Source organism: Sutterella wadsworthensis 2_1_59BFAA (assembly GCF_000297775.1).
GTDB classification, from domain to species: domain Bacteria; phylum Pseudomonadota; class Gammaproteobacteria; order Burkholderiales; family Burkholderiaceae_F; genus Sutterella; species Sutterella wadsworthensis_A.
The window spans coordinates 366,456-383,107 of record NZ_JH815514.1 but is presented as its reverse complement, the minus strand read 5'-3'; the positions used below and the strand labels follow the sequence as shown (position 1 = coordinate 383,107).

Below are 16,652 nucleotides of genomic sequence, written 5' to 3'. Positions count from 1 at the left end.
GGCAATGCTTCAGAAAGGCTTCGGCACCTCCGAAGCCGTCTTTTTATTCGTAGGAACACCAAATGCAGACTCTTGGCGCGTATCCCAGCGTTCGCATGCGCCGCATGCGTCATGACGACTTCTCCCGCCGCCTGATGCGCGAAAACGTCGTGACCCCCAACGATCTGATTCTCCCGGTCTTCGTGATCGAGGGCACCGGCCTTCGCGAGCCGGTTTCGTCCATGCCCGGCGTCGACCGCCTGAGCATCGACGAACTCCTCAAGGTCGCCGGCGAGTGCGTGGAACTCGGCATTCCGATGATCGCGCTCTTCCCGCACATCGAAGAAGCCCTGAAGACGCCCGACGGCCGTGAAGCCGCGAACCCCGACGGCCTGATCCCGCGCGCCGTCAAGGCCCTCAAGGCCGCCTATCCGCAGCTCGGCGTGATGACCGACGTTGCGCTTGACCCGTACACCACGCACGGTCAGGACGGCCTCATCGACGAAGAAGGCTACATCCTGAACGACGAGACGATCGAAATGCTCGTCCAGCAGGTACTCGCTCAGGCCCGAGCCGGCGCCGACGTCGTTGCGCCCTCCGACATGATGGACGGCCGCATCGGCATCATCCGCAAGCGCCTCGAGGATGAAGGTCTCATCCACACGCGCATAATGGCCTACTCCGCCAAGTACGCCAGCTCCTACTACGGTCCGTTCCGCGACGCCGTGGGTTCCTCCTCCAACCTCGGCAAGTCCAACAAGGCCGTCTACCAGCAGGACCCCGCCAACGGCAACGAAGCCCTCTGGGAAGTGGGCCTCGACCTCGCCGAAGGCGCCGACATGGTCATGGTCAAGCCGGGCGTTCCCTATCTCGACGTGCTCTGGCGCGTCAAGCAGGAGTTCAAGGCTCCGACCTTCGCCTACCACGTCTCCGGCGAATACGCGATGATCAAGTTCGCCGCTCAGGCCGGCGCCATCGACGAAAAGAAGATCACCTTCGAGACGATGGTCTGCTTCAAGCGCGCGGGTGCCGACGGCATCCTGACGTACTGCGCCCTTGACGTCGCCCGCTGGATCCGCGAAGGCTACAACTACTGAGCCTCACGTCAGGATTCCTGAATGACGAAAGCCCGCACGATGTGCGGGCTTTCGTCGCTTTGGGAGCCGGAAAGGCCCTTACTTCATTTTGTGCTGCCATTCCCTCAGCAGGCGGCCATCCTTCTTGGTCGGTCGTCCCTGACGAATGTAGGAGGCGGGCTCGGAGGCAAGCCTCAGCATCTCCTTCATCTGCGCACGGGTCATCTTGCTCTCCTCGGTTTCACGATAGAGCTTCTGAGCCTCTGCGGCAGGCCCGCGAGTATTGGAGAGTCCTTCGACAAAGACATGGAAGGTCTCCTCGCCGCGGCGGATCGTGAGGCGGTCTCCGACGCGCACGTCGCGGGATGCCTTCATGCGCTGGCCGTCGATGTGAACGCGCCCAAGGCCGACCTCCTCCTGTGCGATGGTGCGGGTCTTGAAGAACCTGGCGGCCCAGAGCCACTTGTCGATGCGCATAGCGTCCAAATCAGTCTCCCTAATGAGAAAAAAGGCCCGACCGCAGCAACGATCGAGCCTTTGTCAAAGCAGTGCAGCCTCAGAAATTATTCTTCGGACTTGACTTCTTCAACGGCAACAGCCTTTTCCGTGAGTTCCATGTAGGCCATCGGGGCGTTGTCGCCAACGCGGAAGCCCATCTTGAGGATGCGGGTGTAGCCGCCGTTGCGGTTGGCAAAGCGCGGGCCGATTTCGTTGAACAGCTTGCAGACGACTTCGCGGTCACGGAGACGGTTGAAGGCGAGGCGCTTGTTGGCAACGGTCGGTTCCTTGGCGAGGGTGATCATCGGTTCGACGACGCGACGAAGTTCCTTAGCCTTGGGAAGGGTCGTCTTGATGGCTTCGTGCTTGATGAGAGAGCACATCATGTTGCGAAGCATGGCGAGACGGTGGGCGCTGGTACGGTTCAGCTTGCGGAGACCAAGACGGTGACGCATTTTGTATGTTCCTAAAAATATCTATGAAAGGATGCCGGCTTTGACCGGCAGGCTTGCCCCGAGTCTTCTATCTCTTGAGAAATTCGAGCGGTCGGGTGAAAGCGATGGGCGTGATCGCGAGATCACGCCCATGTGAGCCAAACGGCAGGACGGGATTATTGCACAGCAACAATCGGGCGTCAAACGAAATCAGATGAAATTTTGAGCCTTCATCGGACTGCGACGACGCCCTTCCTGTCCATTAGTGTTCCTGGGCGGGCGGCCAGTTTTCGAGACGGGAGCCGAGCGTGAGGCCGTGGGCGGCGAGCACTTCCTTGATTTCGTTCAGGGACTTGCGGCCGAGGTTCGGCGTCTTGAGAAGCTCGTTTTCCGTGCGCTGGATCAGATCGCCGATGTAGTAGATGTTCTCGGCCTTGAGGCAGTTGGCGGAACGAACCGTGAGCTCGAGATCGTCGACCGGACGGAGCAGGATCGGATCGAGCGGCGGCGGAACGTCTTCGTCTTCCTCGGCAGGAGTAGCGTCGGCGCCGGTGTCCTGATGGATCGTGCCGAACACGGCGAGCTGATCCTGGAGGATGCGGACGGCTTCACGAAGGGCGTCTTCGGGACCGATGGCGCCGTTGGTCTCGATCGTCATCTCGAGCTTGTCGAGGTCGGTGCGCTGGGCCACGCGGGCGGCCTGAACCTGATAGGCAACGCGGAGGATCGGGGAGAAGGAGGCATCCATGATGATGCGGCCGATGGCAGCCTTGGAGTAGTCATCGCGGAAGGCGCGGACGTCACCCGGCTGATAGCCGCGGCCCTTTTCAATCTTGACCTGCATTTCGAGACGACCGCCGGAGAGGTGGGCGATCACGTGGTCGGGATTGACGACGGAAACGTCGTGGGGAAGATCGAAGTCGGCGGCGGTCACAACGCCTTCGCCGTCCTTGCGGAGCATGACGGTGACTTCGTCGCGGCCGTCAAGCTTGAAGACAACACCCTTGAGGTTGAGAAGGATGTCAACGACGTCTTCGAGAACGCCGTCGATCTGGGAGTATTCGTGAACGATGCCCGTGATCTGGACTTCCGTCGGCGCAAAGCCGATCATGGAGCTCAGAAGGATGCGGCGGAGCGCATTGCCGAGCGTGTGGCCGTAGCCGCGTTCGAACGGTTCGAGCGTGATGACGGCGCGGTTCGGATTGTTTTCGGAAAGCGCGACTTCGACAGAGGTCGGCTTCAGAAGCGAGGTGTTAGCCATAGTTTGAGATCCTTTGCATTCCCCCGGGCGCGTTAAGCCCGCGGACGAATAAGGCGGCAGCACAGAATTGCGGCGGCTGCCCGGCCGCACGGCCATTGTAGACCATTTGAAAGCGCCCTCTGGAGTAAAGGACGCTTTCAAATGAGGGACCGAAACGTGGGCCCATCAGGCAAGAAAACGCGGACACTTGCGTGACCGCGTTTTCCATTGCTTTTCCTGCCTTGTGTCTGCGGAGCTACAGCGCACTACACCGAGCTCCACAAGTACATTCAAGCGATATTAGCGGGAGTAGCGTTCGACGATGAGAGCTTCGTTGATTTCGTAAGCGATTTCATCGCGAGCAGGAACGTTCTTGAACGTGCCTTCGAACTTCTTCGGTTCGACGCTAACCCAGCCCGGGAAGCCGTTCTGCTGAGCCAGTTCAAGGGCTTCAGCGATACGAGCCTGCTTCTGGGCCTTTTCGCGCACGGAGATGACGTCGCCCGGCTTGACGTGGTAAGAAGGAATGTTCACCTTCTTGCCGTTGACAAGGATGGCGCCGTGAGAAACCACCTGGCGGGCTTCAGCGCGCGTGGAGCCGAAGCCCATGCGGTAAACCACGTTGTCCAGACGGGATTCAAGAAGGGCGAGAAGGTTTTCACCGGTGTTGCCGGTGATACGTTCAGCTTCCGCGAAGTAACGACGGAACTGACGTTCGAGAACGCCATAAAGACGCTTGGCCTTCTGCGTTTCGCGCATCTGAGCGCCGTAGTCGGACGTGCGGGCTCCGGAAATCTTACCGTGCTGGCCCGGCTTGGAACCGGCGTCCTTGACCTTGGACTCAAACGAACGACGGGCGCTCTTCAAATTAAGATCAATGCCTTCGCGACGCGAAAGCTTGAGCTTAGGACCGAGATATCGTGCCATTTAAAATTGCCTCTCTTATCCTGTAGGTATCCCTACATTCAGTCCACGTGCCTCAGTATGCATGTGGACACGGGATTCAACAGAAAAATGAAAAATTAGACGCGGCGACGCTTGGAGGGACGCACACCGTTATGCGGGATCGGCGTCACATCCTGAATAGACGTCACACGAATGCCGAGCGCATTGAGAGCGCGAATCGAGGATTCGCGGCCGGGACCGGGGCCCCAAATGCGGACTTCGACGTTCTTAAGACCGTATTCAAGAGCAGCCTTGCCAGCGACGTCCGCAGCAACCTGAGCAGCGAACGGGGTGGACTTACGGGAACCCTTGAAGCCCTGAGCGCCGGAGGAAGACGCCGAAATGGCGTTGCCCTGGCGGTCAGTGATCGTGATGATCGTGTTGTTGAAGGAAGCATGCACGTGAGCGATACCTTCCGTCACAACCTTCTTGACCTTCTTACGAGCACGCTGCGCAGCAGCCTGCTTGGAATTATTGCCAGCCATAGTTGTCCTTTATTACTTCTTGAGCGTCACACCGGCCTTACGCGGGCCTTTACGGGTGCGAGCATTCGTACGAGTACGCTGACCGCGGCAGGGAAGACCCTTGCGGTGACGCATACCACGATAGGTGCCAAGGTCGATCAAACGCTTGATCGAGAGCTGAATTTCGCGACGGAGGTCGCCTTCAACCGTAAACTTGCCAACCTGTTCGCGGATCTTTTCGAGATCAGCGTCGGTCAGATCCTTGACCTTCTTGGAAAATTCGATGCCGCAATTCGTCAGAATTTCACGAGCGCGAGAACGGCCGATGCCATAGATGGCAGTGAGACCGATTTCGGCATGCTGCTGCGGCGGAATGTTAATACCGGCGATACGAGCCATTTTTTACCTCTTTAGCCTTGACGCTGCTTGTGACGCGGGTCAGCACAGATCACGCGCACCACGCCTTTGCGCTTAATGATCTTGCACTTGCGGCACATCTTTTTGACCGAAGCGTTAACCTTCATTCTCATCTCCACGTGCGTAAGCACGGATAACAATGCCCACATGGCAGGAAAGCGCAGAAGAATACTACAGCTTTCTGTTTATTGCAAGTCAAAAACGAGCGTAGTGCACTCTTTGTTGTCCAACCGCAATAATTTAATGAAAATCGGGGGCGCAGGCCGTCTCCGGCCGCGCCCTCGGTCATCATTCCATGCTTGCCCCGGTGGTTAAGACCGGGGCCGAGCATCGGTTGATTGTAAGTCAACCCGCACTGACTGATCAGTGCTTGGGCTGACCCAAACCGCGGAAGTTGGTCTTCCGCAGCAAACTTTCATACTGGTGGGTCATCAGGTAAGCCTGGACCTGACTCATGAAGTCCATCGTGACAACGACCACGATCAGCAGCGAGGTGCCGCCGAAGTAGAACGGGACGTTGAAGCGAAGGTTCAGGAATTCAGGCACAAGGCACACGAAGACCAGATAGACAGCACCGCCCAAGGTCAAGCGCAGAAGCACTCGGTCGATGTAGCGGGCGGTCTGATCACCCGGACGGATGCCCGGAATGAACGCACCACTCTTCTTGAGGTTTTCCGCCGTTTCCTTCGGATTGAAAACAAGAGCCGTGTAGAAATAGGCGAAGAAAACAATCAGCACTGCGTACAGAAGCGTGTACAGCGGCTGGCCCGGGGAAAGGGCTGCGGCAAGATCACGGATCCAGCGAGTGGAGTCGCCGGAGGTGAACCAGCCGGCCAGCGTAGCCGGGAACAGGATCAGAGACGAAGCAAAGATCGGGGGAATAACACCCGACATGTTCATCTTGAGCGGCAGATACGAGCTCTGGCCGCCGTAGATCTTGTTGCCGATCTGGCGCTTGGCATAGTTGACGGTGATTCGACGCTGACCACGTTCGATGAAGACCACGAAGGCGGTGACCGCCAGGATGATCGCAATCACGAAGATGGCCGCCAGCGGGCTGATGGCACCCGTGGACACGAGCTGGAAGAGACCAGACGTACCGCTCGGGAGGCCAGCAACAATACCGGCGAAGATGATGATCGAAATACCGTTCCCAAGACCGCGTTCGGTGATCTGTTCACCGAGCCACATCAGGAACATCGTACCCGTCAGCAAGGAGATCGTGGTGGTGATCCGGAACATGAAGCCCGGATCAAGCACCAGACCAGCCTGGCTTTCGAGAGCGACGGCAATGCCGAAACCTTGGAAGAGACCCAGAAGCAACGTGCCGTAGCGCGTGTACTGGGTGATCTTGCGTCGGCCGGACTCGCCTTCCTTTCGCAATGCTTCAAGCTCAGGCAACACGTACGACAGCATCTGCATGATAATCGATGCAGAGATGTACGGCATGATGCCGAGCGCGAACACCGAGAAGCGCGACAAGGCGCCACCGGAGAACATGTTGAACAGCCCGAGAATGCCGCCCTGCTGCTCATCGAAGAGCTGCTTGAGCATATCGGGATCGATACCTGGCACCGGCACATGTGCACCGATGCGGTAAACAACGAGCGCGAGCGCTAGGAAGATCAGGCGACCCTTAAGGTCGCCGTACTTGCTGAGGCCCGACTGTTGCTTAGAGCTGGGGCTGGTCGCCACGTCGGTGTCCTCTTTGGTTAGCAGTCTTATTCGTTGTCAGCAATGGAGCCGCCGGCAGCTTCGATAGCAGCGCGGGCACCCTTGGTGACGCCGAGACCACGCACGGTGACCTTGCGGGTGATTTCACCGGCGAGGATCACACGGGCGTTCTGAGCAAGGGCGGAAACGACGCCGGCAGCCTTGAGGACGGCCAGATCGATTTCGTCACAGCTCAGACGTTCCAAATCGGACAGACGCACCACCTCGCAGTACTTGCGGGTGAGCGAGGTAAAGCCACGCTTCGGGAGGCGGCGATACATCGGCATCTGGCCGCCTTCGAAACCGACCTTGTGGAAGCCACCGGCACGGGACTTCTGGCCCTTGTGGCCGCGGCCGGCAGTCTTGCCCCAACCGCTGCCAACACCGCGACCGACGCGGTGGTGGGCGTGCTTAGAGCCCTCAGCGGGCTTGATCGTATTCAAACGCATTTCGTTATCCTTTCGATCATTCGGCGCGCACGAGGTACGCAACCTTGTTGATCATGCCACGGACAGCAGGCGTGTCTTCGAGAACGCGAGACTGGCGGATCTTCTTGAGACCGAGGCCAGCGAGCGTAGCGCGATGATCAGCCTTCGTACCGATGGGGCTCTTGACAAGAGTAACCTTAACGGTCTTCTTTTCGGACATGTCTTGGACTCCTGATTAGCCGAGCAGCTCTTCGACCGTCTTGCCGCGCTTGGCAGCAATTTCGGCCGGGCTACGCAGATTGTTGAGAGCCTGGATGGTGGCACGAACGAGGTTGTACGGGTTCGTGGAACCGTAGGCCTTGGCGACGACGTTGCGGATGCCGACAGCTTCAAAAACAGCGCGCATCGGACCGCCGGCGATCACGCCGGTACCTTCCGGGGCGGGCATCATGATCACGCGGGAAGCGCCGTGACGGCCTTCGACAGCGTGATGAATGGTGCCGTTCTTGAGCGGGAAGCGCTTCATGTCGTGACGGGCACGATCCATGGCCTTGCTGACGGACTGCGGCACTTCGCGGGACTTGCCCGTACCCATGCCGACGCGACCGTCGCAGTCGCCAACAACCGTAAGAGCGGCGAAAGCGAGAATGCGGCCACCCTTAACAACCTTCGTGACGCGGTTAACCGCGATCATCTTTTCGCACAGACCGTCGCCCTGTTCGTCGACCATCTGATTTTTACCTTGAGCCTTAGCCATTTCGCCCTGCCTTAGAACTTGAGACCGGCTTCGCGCGCAGCTTCAGCGAGCGCGGCGACACGGCCATGGTAACGGTAGCCGGAACGGTCGAAGGCGCAGGATTCAATACCGGCAGCCTTGGCCTTTTCGGCAAGACGCGTGCCAACGAGCTTGGCAGCGGCAACGTTGCCACCGCGGCCAGAGACGTTCGCGAGCTGAGCACGCACTTCGGGTTCGACCGTGGAGGCCGAAACCAGCGTACGGCCGTTGTCGGCCGAGATGATGCTGGCGTAGATGTGCAGGTTGGTGCGATGAACCGTCAGGCGATCGACCTTCTGCAACAGAATGCGAGCGCGCGTGGCACGAGCACGACGCAAGCGGCTTTGTTTCTTGTTGATCATTTTGTATCGCCCCGATTACTTCTTCTTGGTTTCCTTGATCACAACGACTTCGTCGGCGTAGCGGACACCCTTGCCCTTGTAGGGTTCGGGAGCGCGGTACGAACGAATGACGGCAGCGGTCTGACCGACCTTCTGCTTGTCAGCGCCCTTGATCAAAATTTCAGTCTGGCTCGGCGTTTCGCACTTGACACCAGCGGGCATCTGATGGACGACCGGGTGGGAGAAGCCGAGGGAGAGATTGAGCTTGTCGCCCTGAGCCTGGGCACGATAGCCCACGCCGACGAGCTGAAGCTTCTTCTGGAAGCCAACGGAACAACCCTTGACCATGTCAGCCACGAGAGCGCGCATCGTGCCAACGTTGGCGTTGGCTTCGCGGGTTTCTTCAACCTGCTTGAAGTGCAGAGCACCGTCTTCTTCCGTGATGGTCACGAAGGGAAGAATGTGCATGGAGACTTCACCCTGCGGGCCCTTAACCGTGATGTTGTCAGCGGTCAGCGTGTAGCTGACGCCCTGAACGATCTGAACCGGAATCTTAGCAATTCGACTCATTTCACACTCCTCGGTTAGGCGACGTAGCAAAGAACTTCACCACCGATACCGGCGGAACGAGCAGCGCGGTCGGTCATGACACCCTTCGGCGTGGAAACGATCGCGATGCCGAGACCGTTCATAACCTGGGGAATGGAACCGTGGTTCTTGTAGATACGGAGGCCGGGACGGGAAACGCGTTCGAGGCGTTCGATGACCGGGCGACCGGCGTAGTACTTAAGACCAACGTGAAGTTCGGGCTTGCCTTCGTTGGCAACGACGGTGTAGCCGTCGATGTAACCTTCATCCTTGAGGACCTTGGCGATGGCGACCTTCAGCTTGGAGGACGGCATCACAACTTCGGCCTTTTCGACGATCTGACCATTGCGGATGCGGGTCAGCATGTCGGCGATCGGATCACTCATACTCATTGTCGTAATCTCCTCGCTTACCAGCTAGCCTTGACAAGGCCAGGAATGTCACCGCGCATGGCGGCATCACGAATCATGCCACGGCACAGACCGAACTTGCGGAACGTGCCACGGGGACGACCGGTCAGGGCGCAACGATTGCGCTGGCGGACCGGGCTCGCGTCGCGCGGGAGAGCCTGCAGCTTGGCGCGGGCTTCCAGGCGCTCTTCCATCGAGCGGGTAGCGTCGTTAATAATTGCCTTGAGGGCGGCGCGCTTGGCCGCATACTTCGCAACCGTAGCAGCACGCTTGGCTTCACGGTTAATCAGAGCAAGTTTTGCCATTTTGCGTCAACCTCAGTTGCGGAACGGGAAGCTGAAACCGGCGAGAAGAGCCTTGGCTTCTTCGTCGGACTTCGCCGTCGTGGTAATAGAAATGTTCATGCCACGGAGACGATCGATCTTGTCGTATTCGATTTCCGGGAAGATGATCTGTTCCTTGAGACCGATGTTGTAGTTGCCGCGGCCGTCGAAAGCACGACCGGAGACACCACGGAAGTCACGGACGCGCGGGAAAGCGACGGTCACGAGACGGTCAAGGAAGTCATACATGCGTTCGCCACGGAGGGTGACCATGCAGCCGATCGGCATGTTTTCGCGGATCTTGAAGTTCGCGATAGCCTTGCGGGTGCGGGTGACCATCGGCTTCTGGCCGGCGATCTTGGTCATGTCGCCAACGGCGGCGTCGACAAGCTTCTTGTCGTTAACGGCTTCACCGACACCCATGTTCAGCGTGATCTTAGTGATACGCGGAACCTGCATCGTGGTCTTGTAGCCGAACTTCTTCATGAGTTCGGGGACAATGGTGTCGTGATACATGGAACTAAAACGAGACATTGTCACCCTCATTAGGCCTTGGCGCCGACAACGGCACCGTTGCTCTTGAACACGCGAACCTTCTTGCCGTCAACTTCCTTGAAGCCGACGCGGTCGCCCTTGCCCGTTTCCGGGTTGACCAGCATGACGTTGGACTGATCGATCGGCATGTTCTTTTCAACAATGCCGCCGGCAACGCCGAGATGCGGATTCGGACGAACGTGCTTCTTAACGACGTTCACGCCTTCGACGATGACATGGCTGTCGTCAACGCGGGAGAGGACGGTGCCCTTCGTGCCCTTGTCACGGCCAGCAATGACGACGACTTCGTCGCCCTTACGGATACGCTGCATCGCTTCTCCTTAATTAAAGAACTTCGGGAGCGAGCGACACGATCTTCATGAACTGCTCGGTACGCAGTTCGCGCGTGACCGGCCCGAAGATGCGGGTGCCAATCGGCTCCAGCTTGCTGTTGAGAAGAACGGCGGCATTGCCATCAAAATTGATGGAGGAGCCATCCGGGCGGCGAACGCCGTGAGCGGTGCGAACGACGACCGCATTGTAGACTTCGCCCTTCTTGACACGGCCGCGGGGGGCCGCTTCTTTGACAGTCACCTTGATGACGTCACCGATGTTGGCATAACGGCGCTTGGAGCCGCCCAACACCTTGATACACATCACCGAACGAGCACCGGTGTTATCGGCGACGTCCAGTCGGCTTTGCATCTGAATCATGGTTTAGAAAATCCCAACTTATTCCACATTAGCGGATAGTATTGGTCCCGTTTAGGGGAGGAAGGCAGTAAATCGGCCGTCTCGGAAGCCTTGCCTGGCGCAAGGGGAGGCGGACAATTCACAACCCAAGAAAAGTAATCGCCCGAGACACCGCTAGGGGTACCCCGGGCGATTGGCTTGCAACTATAAACTAATGTTTAGAGCTGTGCAAGCGAATCTGGCGATTTTTTTTCGCCGGCTTCAACTTAGAGGACAACGGCCTTTTCGAGAACCTTCGTCACCGTCCAAGACACGGTCTTGGAGAGGGGACGGCATTCAGCGATTTCAACCTTGTCGCCTTCGTTGCAGCCAATTTCGTCGTGAGCATGATACTTCTTGCTCTTGACGACGTACTTGCCATACAGCGGATGCTTGACCTTACGTTCAACGAGGACCGTAACGGTCTTTTCCATCTTGCTGCTGGAGACCGTGCCGACGAGGGTACGGTTCAGAGACTGAGCGGTTTCCGTCATTTCGTGGTCGCCTTTTCGGTAAGGATCGTGCGAACGCGCGCGATATCACGACGCGTCGTGCGCAGCGAACTCGTGTTCGTGAGCTGCTGGGTGGCCTTCTGCATACGCAGCTTGAAGTGCGTGTTCTGAAGGTCGTTCAGTTCCTGTTTGAGCGCGGCCTCATCCTTGGCGCGCAGTTCCTTAGCGTTCATGTCCGTCTCCTTACATGCCGATCTGGCGGACAACAAACGTGGTCTTCACGGGCAGCTTGGCGGCAGCGAGAGCAAAAGCTTCGCGGGCGAGCTGTTCGTCAACCCCGTCCATTTCATAGAGCACACGGCCCGGCTGAACCAGCGCAACCCAGTACTCCGGATTACCCTTACCGTTACCCATTCGGACTTCAGCAGGCTTGCTGGAGATGGGCTTGTCCGGGAACACACGGATCCACACGCGACCACCACGCTTAATGTGGCGGGTGATGGCGCGACGGGCAGCTTCAATCTGGCGAGCCGTAATGCGGCCGCGTTCGAGCGTCTTCAGACCGAATTCGCCGAAAGAAACATTGGCACCGCGCGTGGCGAGACCATAGTTACGGCCCTTCTGGTCCTTACGATATTTGCGACGATTAGGTTGCAGCATCGTTATTCTCCGTCCTTAGCAGCCGGCTTGCGGGCCTGCTGCTGCTTGTCATTGCGACGACCGTTGTTGCGGCGAGCACCCGGCTTGCCGGCACGGTCACCGGGGCGACGGCCACGACGATCTTCGCGGGGAGCTTCAACAGCTTCTTCCTGGCCGAAGTTGTCACCCTTGTAAACCCAGACCTTAACACCGACGATACCGTACGTGGTAAGGGCTTCGGAGAAGCCGTAGCCGATGTTGGCGCGAAGGGTCTGAAGAGGCACGCGGCCTTCACGGTACCATTCGCAACGGGCGATGTCGGCACCGTTGAGGCGGCCGGACGACATGATCTTGATGCCCTGGGCACCGAGACGCATGGCGTTCTGCATGGCGCGCTTCATGGCGCGACGGAACATAACGCGCTTTTCGAGCTGCTGCGTGATGCCGTCAGCGATGAGCTGAGCGTCGAGTTCCGGACGGCGGACTTCTTCGATGTTGACGTGAACGGGCACGCCCATCATCTTCTGAACTTCAGCCTTGAGAGCCTCGATGTCGGCACCCTGCTTGCCGATCACGATACCCGGACGTGCGGAGAAGATCGTGATGCGAGCATTGTTAGCCGGACGTTCGATGAGAATACGGCTGACGCTGGCGTTGCGAAGCTTCTTGAGAAGGAAGCTGCGAACAGCGAGGTCTTCACCGAGCGTGCGGGAAAAATCACGGCCAACCGCGTACCAACGCGACGTCCAATTGCGCGTCACGGGAAGACGGAAGCCGGTGGGATTAATTTTCTGACCCATGGTACACCTTTACTTAGCTTTCGCGTCGCCAACAGAAATATAGATATGGCTGGTCTGCTTGTTGATGCGGGTGCCGCGGCCCTTAGCGCGGGCAGCGAAACGGCGCAGCGTAGCAGCCTTTTCCACGTGAATCTTGGTCACGACCAGCGTGTCGATGTCGGCACCGTCATTGTGCTCGGCATTGGCGATGGCGCTCTCAAGAGCCTTCTTGATGATGACAGCAGCCTTCTTCTGCGTGAAGGTGAGGATGGCGAGAGCCTTGTCCACGGGCTTGCCGCGAACGAGGTCAGCAACCAAACGACCCTTCTGAGCCGAAAGGCGGACACCACGGACGATAGCAGTAGTTTCCATTTACTTACCCACCTTCTTGTCGCCGGCAGCGTGGCCCTTGAACGTGCGGGTATTCGCAAATTCGCCGAGCTTGTGGCCGACCATGTTTTCATTGATGTACACCGGAACGTGCTGACGGCCGTTGTGGACGGCGATGGTCAGACCGATGAACTCGGGAAGAATCGTAGAGCGACGGGACCAGGTCTTGAGCGGACGCTTGTCGCGGCTCGCCTGGGCGGCTTCAACCTTCTTCATCAGGTGCCCGTCAACAAACGGGCCTTTCTTCAAGGAACGAGACATTCAGGCCCCCTTATTTACGGTTACGACGCGAGACAATCATGTTGTCCGTGCGCTTGCAGTTGCGGGTACGGTAGCCCTTCGTGAGCTGACCCCACGGCGTGACAGGAGCGCGACCGGTACCGGTCTTGCCTTCACCACCACCATGCGGATGGTCAACCGGGTTCATGGCAACGCCACGGACCGTCGGACGGACACCGCGCCAGCGCTTGGCACCGGCCTTGCCGAGTTCGCGGAGGCTGTTTTCTTCGTTGCCGACCGTACCGATCGTGGCGCGGCATTCGATGAGAACGCGGCGGACTTCACCGGAACGGAGGCGGATCTGGGCGTATTCACCTTCACGGGCCACGAGTTGGGCGAAAGCACCGGCAGCGCGGACCATCTGAGCACCCTTGCCCGGGAGCATTTCGATGCAGTGAATCGTGGAACCGACGGGAATGTTGCGGAGCGGAAGCGTGTTGCCGACCTTGATCGGGGATTCCGGACCGTTCATGATTTCCTGACCAACGGTCAGGCCCTTCGGAGCAATGATGTAGCAGCGTTCGCCGTCGGCGTAGCAGACCAGAGCGATGTGAGCGGAACGATTCGGATCGTATTCGATACGTTCAACGCGGGCGGGCACACCGTCCTTCTGGCGCTTGAAGTCGATGATACGATAAGCGCGCTTGGCACCGCCGCCCTTGTGACGGCAGGTGATATGACCGTTGTTGTTACGGCCGGAACCGCGGTTCTTCTTTTCAGTCAGAGCGGCCCAGGGCTTGCCCTTGTGGAGCTCCTTGTTGACAACCTTAACCGCATGACGGCGACCGGCGGACGTCGGCTTGAGTTTGACGAGAGCCATTACTTCACCTCTTGCGCGAAGTTGATTTCCTGACCCTGAGCGAGCGTGACGTAAGCCTTGCGGACGTCATTGCGCTTGCCCATGAAGCGGCCAAAGCGCTTCTGCTTGCCCTTCAGGTTCAGGATTTGAACGGATTTGACCTGCACCTTGAAGAGCAGTTCAACAGCAGCCTTGACCTCGGCCTTGTTGGCGTCGGGAACGACGACGAAGCAGGCCTGGTTCAGCTTCTCGGCGACCATGGTGCTCTTTTCAGAGATCACCGGGGCGACGAGCACCTTCAAAAGACGTTCCTGGTTCATGCCAGCATCTCCTCAATCTCGGACACAGCGGCCTTCGTCACCACCACCTTGTCGAAGTAAAGGAGGCAGAGCGGATCGGCGTAACGGGTCGGGACAACGAGCACATCCTTCATGTTGCGGGAAGCGAGGATGAGGTTGTCGGTGAGTTCTTCAGCGCCAACGACGAGAAGAACCTTGTTCTGCAGACCCATCGTCTTGAGCTGCGTGGCAAAAGCCTTGGTCTTCGGGGATTCGACCGCGAAGGATTCGACAACGCAAAGACGTTCGTCGGCAACGAGCTTCGACCAGATGGAAGCCATCGCAGCGCGGTACATCTTCTTGTTGACCTTCTGGCTGAAGTTTTCGTCCGGGGAGTTCGGGAAGGCACGACCGCCGCCACGCCACACCGGGGAAGACGTCATACCAGAGCGGGCACGACCCGTGCCCTTCTGGCGCCAGGGCTTCTTGGTGGAGTGATGCACAGCTTCACGGGTGAGCTGAGCACGCGTACCAAGACGCGCATTAGCCTGGAAAGCGACCACGATCTGGTGCACCAGAGCTTCATTGTATTCACGACCGAACACGGCTTCGTTGACATCAACGGTCTTGCCCTGTTCGTTCAGGAAATTGAGTTCCATTGTTTCGCTCCTTACGCCTTAACAGCCGGACGGACGATCACTTCGCCGCCCTTGGCGCCGGGAACAGCACCGCGAACCAGCAGAAGCTGACGTTCAGTGTCAACGCGCGCAATGATGAGGTTCTGCGTCGTGCGCTGCACATCGCCCAGATGACCGGCCATACGCTTGCCGGGGAAAACGCGGCCCGGGTCCTGACGGTTACCGATAGAACCAGGGGCACGGGTCGTCACGGAGTTACCGTGGGACGCGCGGTTGGACGAGAAGTGGTGACGCTTGATACCACCCTGGAAACCCTTACCGATGGTCGTGCCGGTCACGTCGACCTTCTGACCTTCCGTGAACATTTCGGCCTTGAGGGCCATGCCGGGCTTGAATTCGGCAACCTGTTCAGCTTCGATATGGAACTCTTTGAGCATGCTGCCAGCTTCAACGCCAGCCTTAGCAAAATGGCCAGCAAGGGGCTTGCTCACGCGCGTGGGCTTCTTGGAGCCGAACGCGACTTGGATTGCATTGTAGCCGTCGGTTTCAACCGTCTTCACCATAGTGACACGGTTGTTCGACACATCGAGCACAGTCACGGGAACGGACACGCCGTCTTCCGTGAAAATGCGCGTCATGCCGATCTTGCGACCGACGATGCCGAGCTTATCACTCATTGTTTTCTCCACCCCGGCTGCGATTGGCCGGGACCGTTTTCATGAAAAAGCCAACTGGTTCCTGAGTTGTGAACCGTTTGGACTGAAAGGCGCGATTGTAGCTGTGATTCTCTGAGTGTGCAACTCATTTTGCGACTTTTCTTGTGAAGCACAGCTGACAGTCTGAATTTGATTACTGGACCTTGATCTTGACGTCGACGCCAGCCGGGAGGTCAAGCTTCATGAGAGCGTCAACCGTCTTGTCGGTCGGATCAACGATGTCCATGAGACGCTGGTGGGTGCGGATTTCGAGCTGATCGCGGGACGTCTTGTTGACGTGCGGGGAGCGAAGGATGTCGAAGCGCTGGATGCGGGTGGGAAGGGGGACCGGACCACGGACCACGGCGCCGGTGCGCTTGGCGGTGTCGACGATTTCGAGAGCCGACTGGTCGATCAACTTGTAGTCATACGCCTTGAGGCGGATGCGAATGCGCTGAGACTGCATTTCGTATTCCTGTAAAAAAAGAACAGATAAAAGAACAGAGGGAGCGGAGTATACACCCCGCTCCCTCGAGCGATCAAGTCAAATTACCGAAAAAATTCGATTATTCGATGACAGCGGCAACGACGCCAGCGCCGACGGTGTGACCGCCTTCGCGGATGGCGAAGCGGAGACCCTGTTCCATGGCGATCGGGCAGATGAGCTTGACAGTCATCTGGATGTTGTCGCCAGGCATGACCATTTCAACACCTTCCGGCAGTTCGATCGTGCCCGTAACGTCCGTCGTACGGAAGTAGAACTGCGGACGATAGCCCTTGAAGAACGGGGTGTGACGGCCGCCTTC

The 16,652-nt window shown here is 58.3% G+C and carries 30 protein-coding genes and 1 pseudogene; 1 reads left to right on the top strand and 30 read right to left on the bottom strand.

Features of this window, described 5'->3' with window-relative positions; all coding sequences use genetic code 11:
* Nucleotides 1-62 precede the first annotated feature (62 nt).
* Complete coding sequence (hemB, locus tag HMPREF9465_RS03960) at nt 63-1,076, top strand: porphobilinogen synthase (RefSeq protein ID WP_005434311.1); 1,014 nt, start codon at nt 63-65, stop codon at nt 1,074-1,076.
* Between the two features lie 78 nt (nt 1,077-1,154).
* Here hemB and HMPREF9465_RS03955 read toward each other — a convergent pair whose 3' ends face one another.
* The 30 genes and pseudogenes from HMPREF9465_RS03955 to tuf all read right to left on the bottom strand — a co-directional run.
* A complete protein-coding gene (locus HMPREF9465_RS03955) occupies nt 1,155-1,532 on the bottom strand; it encodes an RNA-binding S4 domain-containing protein (RefSeq protein WP_005434309.1) in 378 nt (125 codons plus the stop codon).
* Between the two features lie 86 nt (nt 1,533-1,618).
* Nucleotides 1,619-2,008, bottom strand: coding sequence for a 50S ribosomal protein L17 (rplQ, locus tag HMPREF9465_RS03950; protein ID WP_005434304.1), 390 nt, complete (start codon nt 2,006-2,008; stop codon nt 1,619-1,621).
* Between the two features lie 241 nt (nt 2,009-2,249).
* A complete protein-coding gene (locus HMPREF9465_RS03945) occupies nt 2,250-3,248 on the bottom strand; it encodes a DNA-directed RNA polymerase subunit alpha (protein WP_005434303.1) in 999 nt (332 codons plus the stop codon).
* Between the two features lie 279 nt (nt 3,249-3,527).
* Nucleotides 3,528-4,154, bottom strand: a complete 627-nt coding sequence (gene rpsD / locus HMPREF9465_RS03935) for a 30S ribosomal protein S4 (protein WP_005434301.1) — start codon at nt 4,152-4,154, stop codon at nt 3,528-3,530.
* Between the two features lie 95 nt (nt 4,155-4,249).
* The gene (rpsK, locus tag HMPREF9465_RS03930; protein WP_005434300.1) at nt 4,250-4,657 is read right to left on the bottom strand and encodes a 30S ribosomal protein S11; all 408 of its coding nucleotides are present in this window, start codon (nt 4,655-4,657) and stop codon (nt 4,250-4,252) included.
* A gap of 12 nt (nt 4,658-4,669) precedes the next feature.
* The gene (gene rpsM / locus HMPREF9465_RS03925; protein ID WP_005434299.1) at nt 4,670-5,035 is read right to left on the bottom strand and encodes a 30S ribosomal protein S13; all 366 of its coding nucleotides are present in this window, start codon (nt 5,033-5,035) and stop codon (nt 4,670-4,672) included.
* Nucleotides 5,036-5,046: 11 nt separating this feature from the next.
* Nucleotides 5,047-5,160: a 50S ribosomal protein L36 gene (rpmJ, locus tag HMPREF9465_RS03920; protein ID WP_038006473.1), complete on the bottom strand. Its 114-nt coding sequence runs from the start codon at nt 5,158-5,160 to the stop codon at nt 5,047-5,049.
* A gap of 256 nt (nt 5,161-5,416) precedes the next feature.
* Nucleotides 5,417-6,748, bottom strand: a complete 1,332-nt coding sequence (gene secY / locus HMPREF9465_RS03915) for a preprotein translocase subunit SecY (RefSeq protein WP_005434292.1) — start codon at nt 6,746-6,748, stop codon at nt 5,417-5,419.
* Nucleotides 6,749-6,774: 26 nt separating this feature from the next.
* Nucleotides 6,775-7,215 carry a 50S ribosomal protein L15 gene (gene rplO, locus HMPREF9465_RS03910; protein WP_005434291.1) on the bottom strand — a complete coding sequence of 147 codons (441 nt, stop codon included), beginning with the start codon at nt 7,213-7,215 and terminating at the stop codon, nt 6,775-6,777.
* Nucleotides 7,216-7,231: 16 nt separating this feature from the next.
* The gene (gene rpmD, locus HMPREF9465_RS03905; RefSeq protein ID WP_005434290.1) at nt 7,232-7,414 is read right to left on the bottom strand and encodes a 50S ribosomal protein L30; all 183 of its coding nucleotides are present in this window, start codon (nt 7,412-7,414) and stop codon (nt 7,232-7,234) included.
* 15 nt (nt 7,415-7,429) lie between these two features.
* Nucleotides 7,430-7,951, bottom strand: a complete 522-nt coding sequence (gene rpsE / locus HMPREF9465_RS03900) for a 30S ribosomal protein S5 (RefSeq protein WP_005434289.1) — start codon at nt 7,949-7,951, stop codon at nt 7,430-7,432.
* A gap of 11 nt (nt 7,952-7,962) precedes the next feature.
* Nucleotides 7,963-8,328, bottom strand: a complete 366-nt coding sequence (rplR, locus tag HMPREF9465_RS03895) for a 50S ribosomal protein L18 (protein ID WP_038006471.1) — start codon at nt 8,326-8,328, stop codon at nt 7,963-7,965.
* Nucleotides 8,329-8,346: 18 nt separating this feature from the next.
* Nucleotides 8,347-8,880 (bottom strand): 50S ribosomal protein L6, encoded by a 534-nt coding sequence (rplF, locus tag HMPREF9465_RS03890; protein ID WP_005434281.1) that lies wholly within the window; start codon nt 8,878-8,880, stop codon nt 8,347-8,349.
* A gap of 14 nt (nt 8,881-8,894) precedes the next feature.
* Nucleotides 8,895-9,290, bottom strand: a complete 396-nt coding sequence (gene rpsH, locus HMPREF9465_RS03885; protein WP_005434279.1) for a 30S ribosomal protein S8 — start codon at nt 9,288-9,290, stop codon at nt 8,895-8,897.
* A 17-nt stretch (nt 9,291-9,307) separates the two neighbouring features.
* The gene (gene rpsN, locus HMPREF9465_RS03880; RefSeq protein WP_005434278.1) at nt 9,308-9,613 is read right to left on the bottom strand and encodes a 30S ribosomal protein S14; all 306 of its coding nucleotides are present in this window, start codon (nt 9,611-9,613) and stop codon (nt 9,308-9,310) included.
* 12 nt (nt 9,614-9,625) lie between these two features.
* Nucleotides 9,626-10,165: a 50S ribosomal protein L5 gene (gene rplE / locus HMPREF9465_RS03875; protein ID WP_005434275.1), complete on the bottom strand. Its 540-nt coding sequence runs from the start codon at nt 10,163-10,165 to the stop codon at nt 9,626-9,628.
* 11 nt (nt 10,166-10,176) lie between these two features.
* Complete coding sequence (gene rplX / locus HMPREF9465_RS03870) at nt 10,177-10,497, bottom strand: 50S ribosomal protein L24 (protein ID WP_005434273.1); 321 nt, start codon at nt 10,495-10,497, stop codon at nt 10,177-10,179.
* 13 nt (nt 10,498-10,510) lie between these two features.
* Nucleotides 10,511-10,879: a 50S ribosomal protein L14 gene (gene rplN, locus HMPREF9465_RS03865; RefSeq protein WP_005434271.1), complete on the bottom strand. Its 369-nt coding sequence runs from the start codon at nt 10,877-10,879 to the stop codon at nt 10,511-10,513.
* 245 nt (nt 10,880-11,124) lie between these two features.
* Nucleotides 11,125-11,391, bottom strand: coding sequence for a 30S ribosomal protein S17 (gene rpsQ / locus HMPREF9465_RS03860; protein ID WP_005434269.1), 267 nt, complete (start codon nt 11,389-11,391; stop codon nt 11,125-11,127).
* Nucleotides 11,388-11,582, bottom strand: coding sequence for a 50S ribosomal protein L29 (gene rpmC, locus HMPREF9465_RS03855; RefSeq protein ID WP_005434268.1), 195 nt, complete (start codon nt 11,580-11,582; stop codon nt 11,388-11,390). The genes rpsQ and rpmC overlap by 4 nt, the downstream gene beginning before the upstream one ends.
* Before the next feature lie 10 nt (nt 11,583-11,592).
* Nucleotides 11,593-12,009 (bottom strand): 50S ribosomal protein L16, encoded by a 417-nt coding sequence (rplP, locus tag HMPREF9465_RS03850; RefSeq protein WP_005434266.1) that lies wholly within the window; start codon nt 12,007-12,009, stop codon nt 11,593-11,595.
* 2 nt (nt 12,010-12,011) lie between these two features.
* On the bottom strand, nt 12,012-12,788 hold the full coding sequence (rpsC, locus tag HMPREF9465_RS03845) for a 30S ribosomal protein S3 (RefSeq protein WP_005434264.1): 777 nt from the start codon (nt 12,786-12,788) through the stop codon (nt 12,012-12,014).
* A gap of 9 nt (nt 12,789-12,797) precedes the next feature.
* Nucleotides 12,798-13,139 carry a 50S ribosomal protein L22 gene (rplV, locus tag HMPREF9465_RS03840; RefSeq protein WP_005434263.1) on the bottom strand — a complete coding sequence of 114 codons (342 nt, stop codon included), beginning with the start codon at nt 13,137-13,139 and terminating at the stop codon, nt 12,798-12,800.
* Nucleotides 13,140-13,418 (bottom strand): 30S ribosomal protein S19, encoded by a 279-nt coding sequence (gene rpsS, locus HMPREF9465_RS03835; protein WP_005434261.1) that lies wholly within the window; start codon nt 13,416-13,418, stop codon nt 13,140-13,142.
* 10 nt (nt 13,419-13,428) lie between these two features.
* Nucleotides 13,429-14,256: a 50S ribosomal protein L2 gene (gene rplB, locus HMPREF9465_RS03830; RefSeq protein ID WP_005434259.1), complete on the bottom strand. Its 828-nt coding sequence runs from the start codon at nt 14,254-14,256 to the stop codon at nt 13,429-13,431.
* Complete coding sequence (gene rplW / locus HMPREF9465_RS03825; protein WP_005434258.1) at nt 14,256-14,555, bottom strand: 50S ribosomal protein L23; 300 nt, start codon at nt 14,553-14,555, stop codon at nt 14,256-14,258. The genes rplB and rplW overlap by 1 nt, the downstream gene beginning before the upstream one ends.
* The gene (rplD, locus tag HMPREF9465_RS03820) at nt 14,552-15,172 is read right to left on the bottom strand and encodes a 50S ribosomal protein L4 (RefSeq protein WP_005434256.1); all 621 of its coding nucleotides are present in this window, start codon (nt 15,170-15,172) and stop codon (nt 14,552-14,554) included. Before rplD ends, rplW begins: the two co-directional genes overlap by 4 nt.
* An 11-nt stretch (nt 15,173-15,183) precedes the next feature.
* The gene (gene rplC, locus HMPREF9465_RS03815) at nt 15,184-15,828 is read right to left on the bottom strand and encodes a 50S ribosomal protein L3 (RefSeq protein WP_005434254.1); all 645 of its coding nucleotides are present in this window, start codon (nt 15,826-15,828) and stop codon (nt 15,184-15,186) included.
* A gap of 172 nt (nt 15,829-16,000) precedes the next feature.
* Nucleotides 16,001-16,312 carry a 30S ribosomal protein S10 gene (rpsJ, locus tag HMPREF9465_RS03810; RefSeq protein ID WP_005431601.1) on the bottom strand — a complete coding sequence of 104 codons (312 nt, stop codon included), beginning with the start codon at nt 16,310-16,312 and terminating at the stop codon, nt 16,001-16,003.
* 100 nt (nt 16,313-16,412) lie between these two features.
* A pseudogene (gene tuf / locus HMPREF9465_RS03805) lies at nt 16,413-16,652 on the bottom strand (elongation factor Tu); the annotation flags it as partial.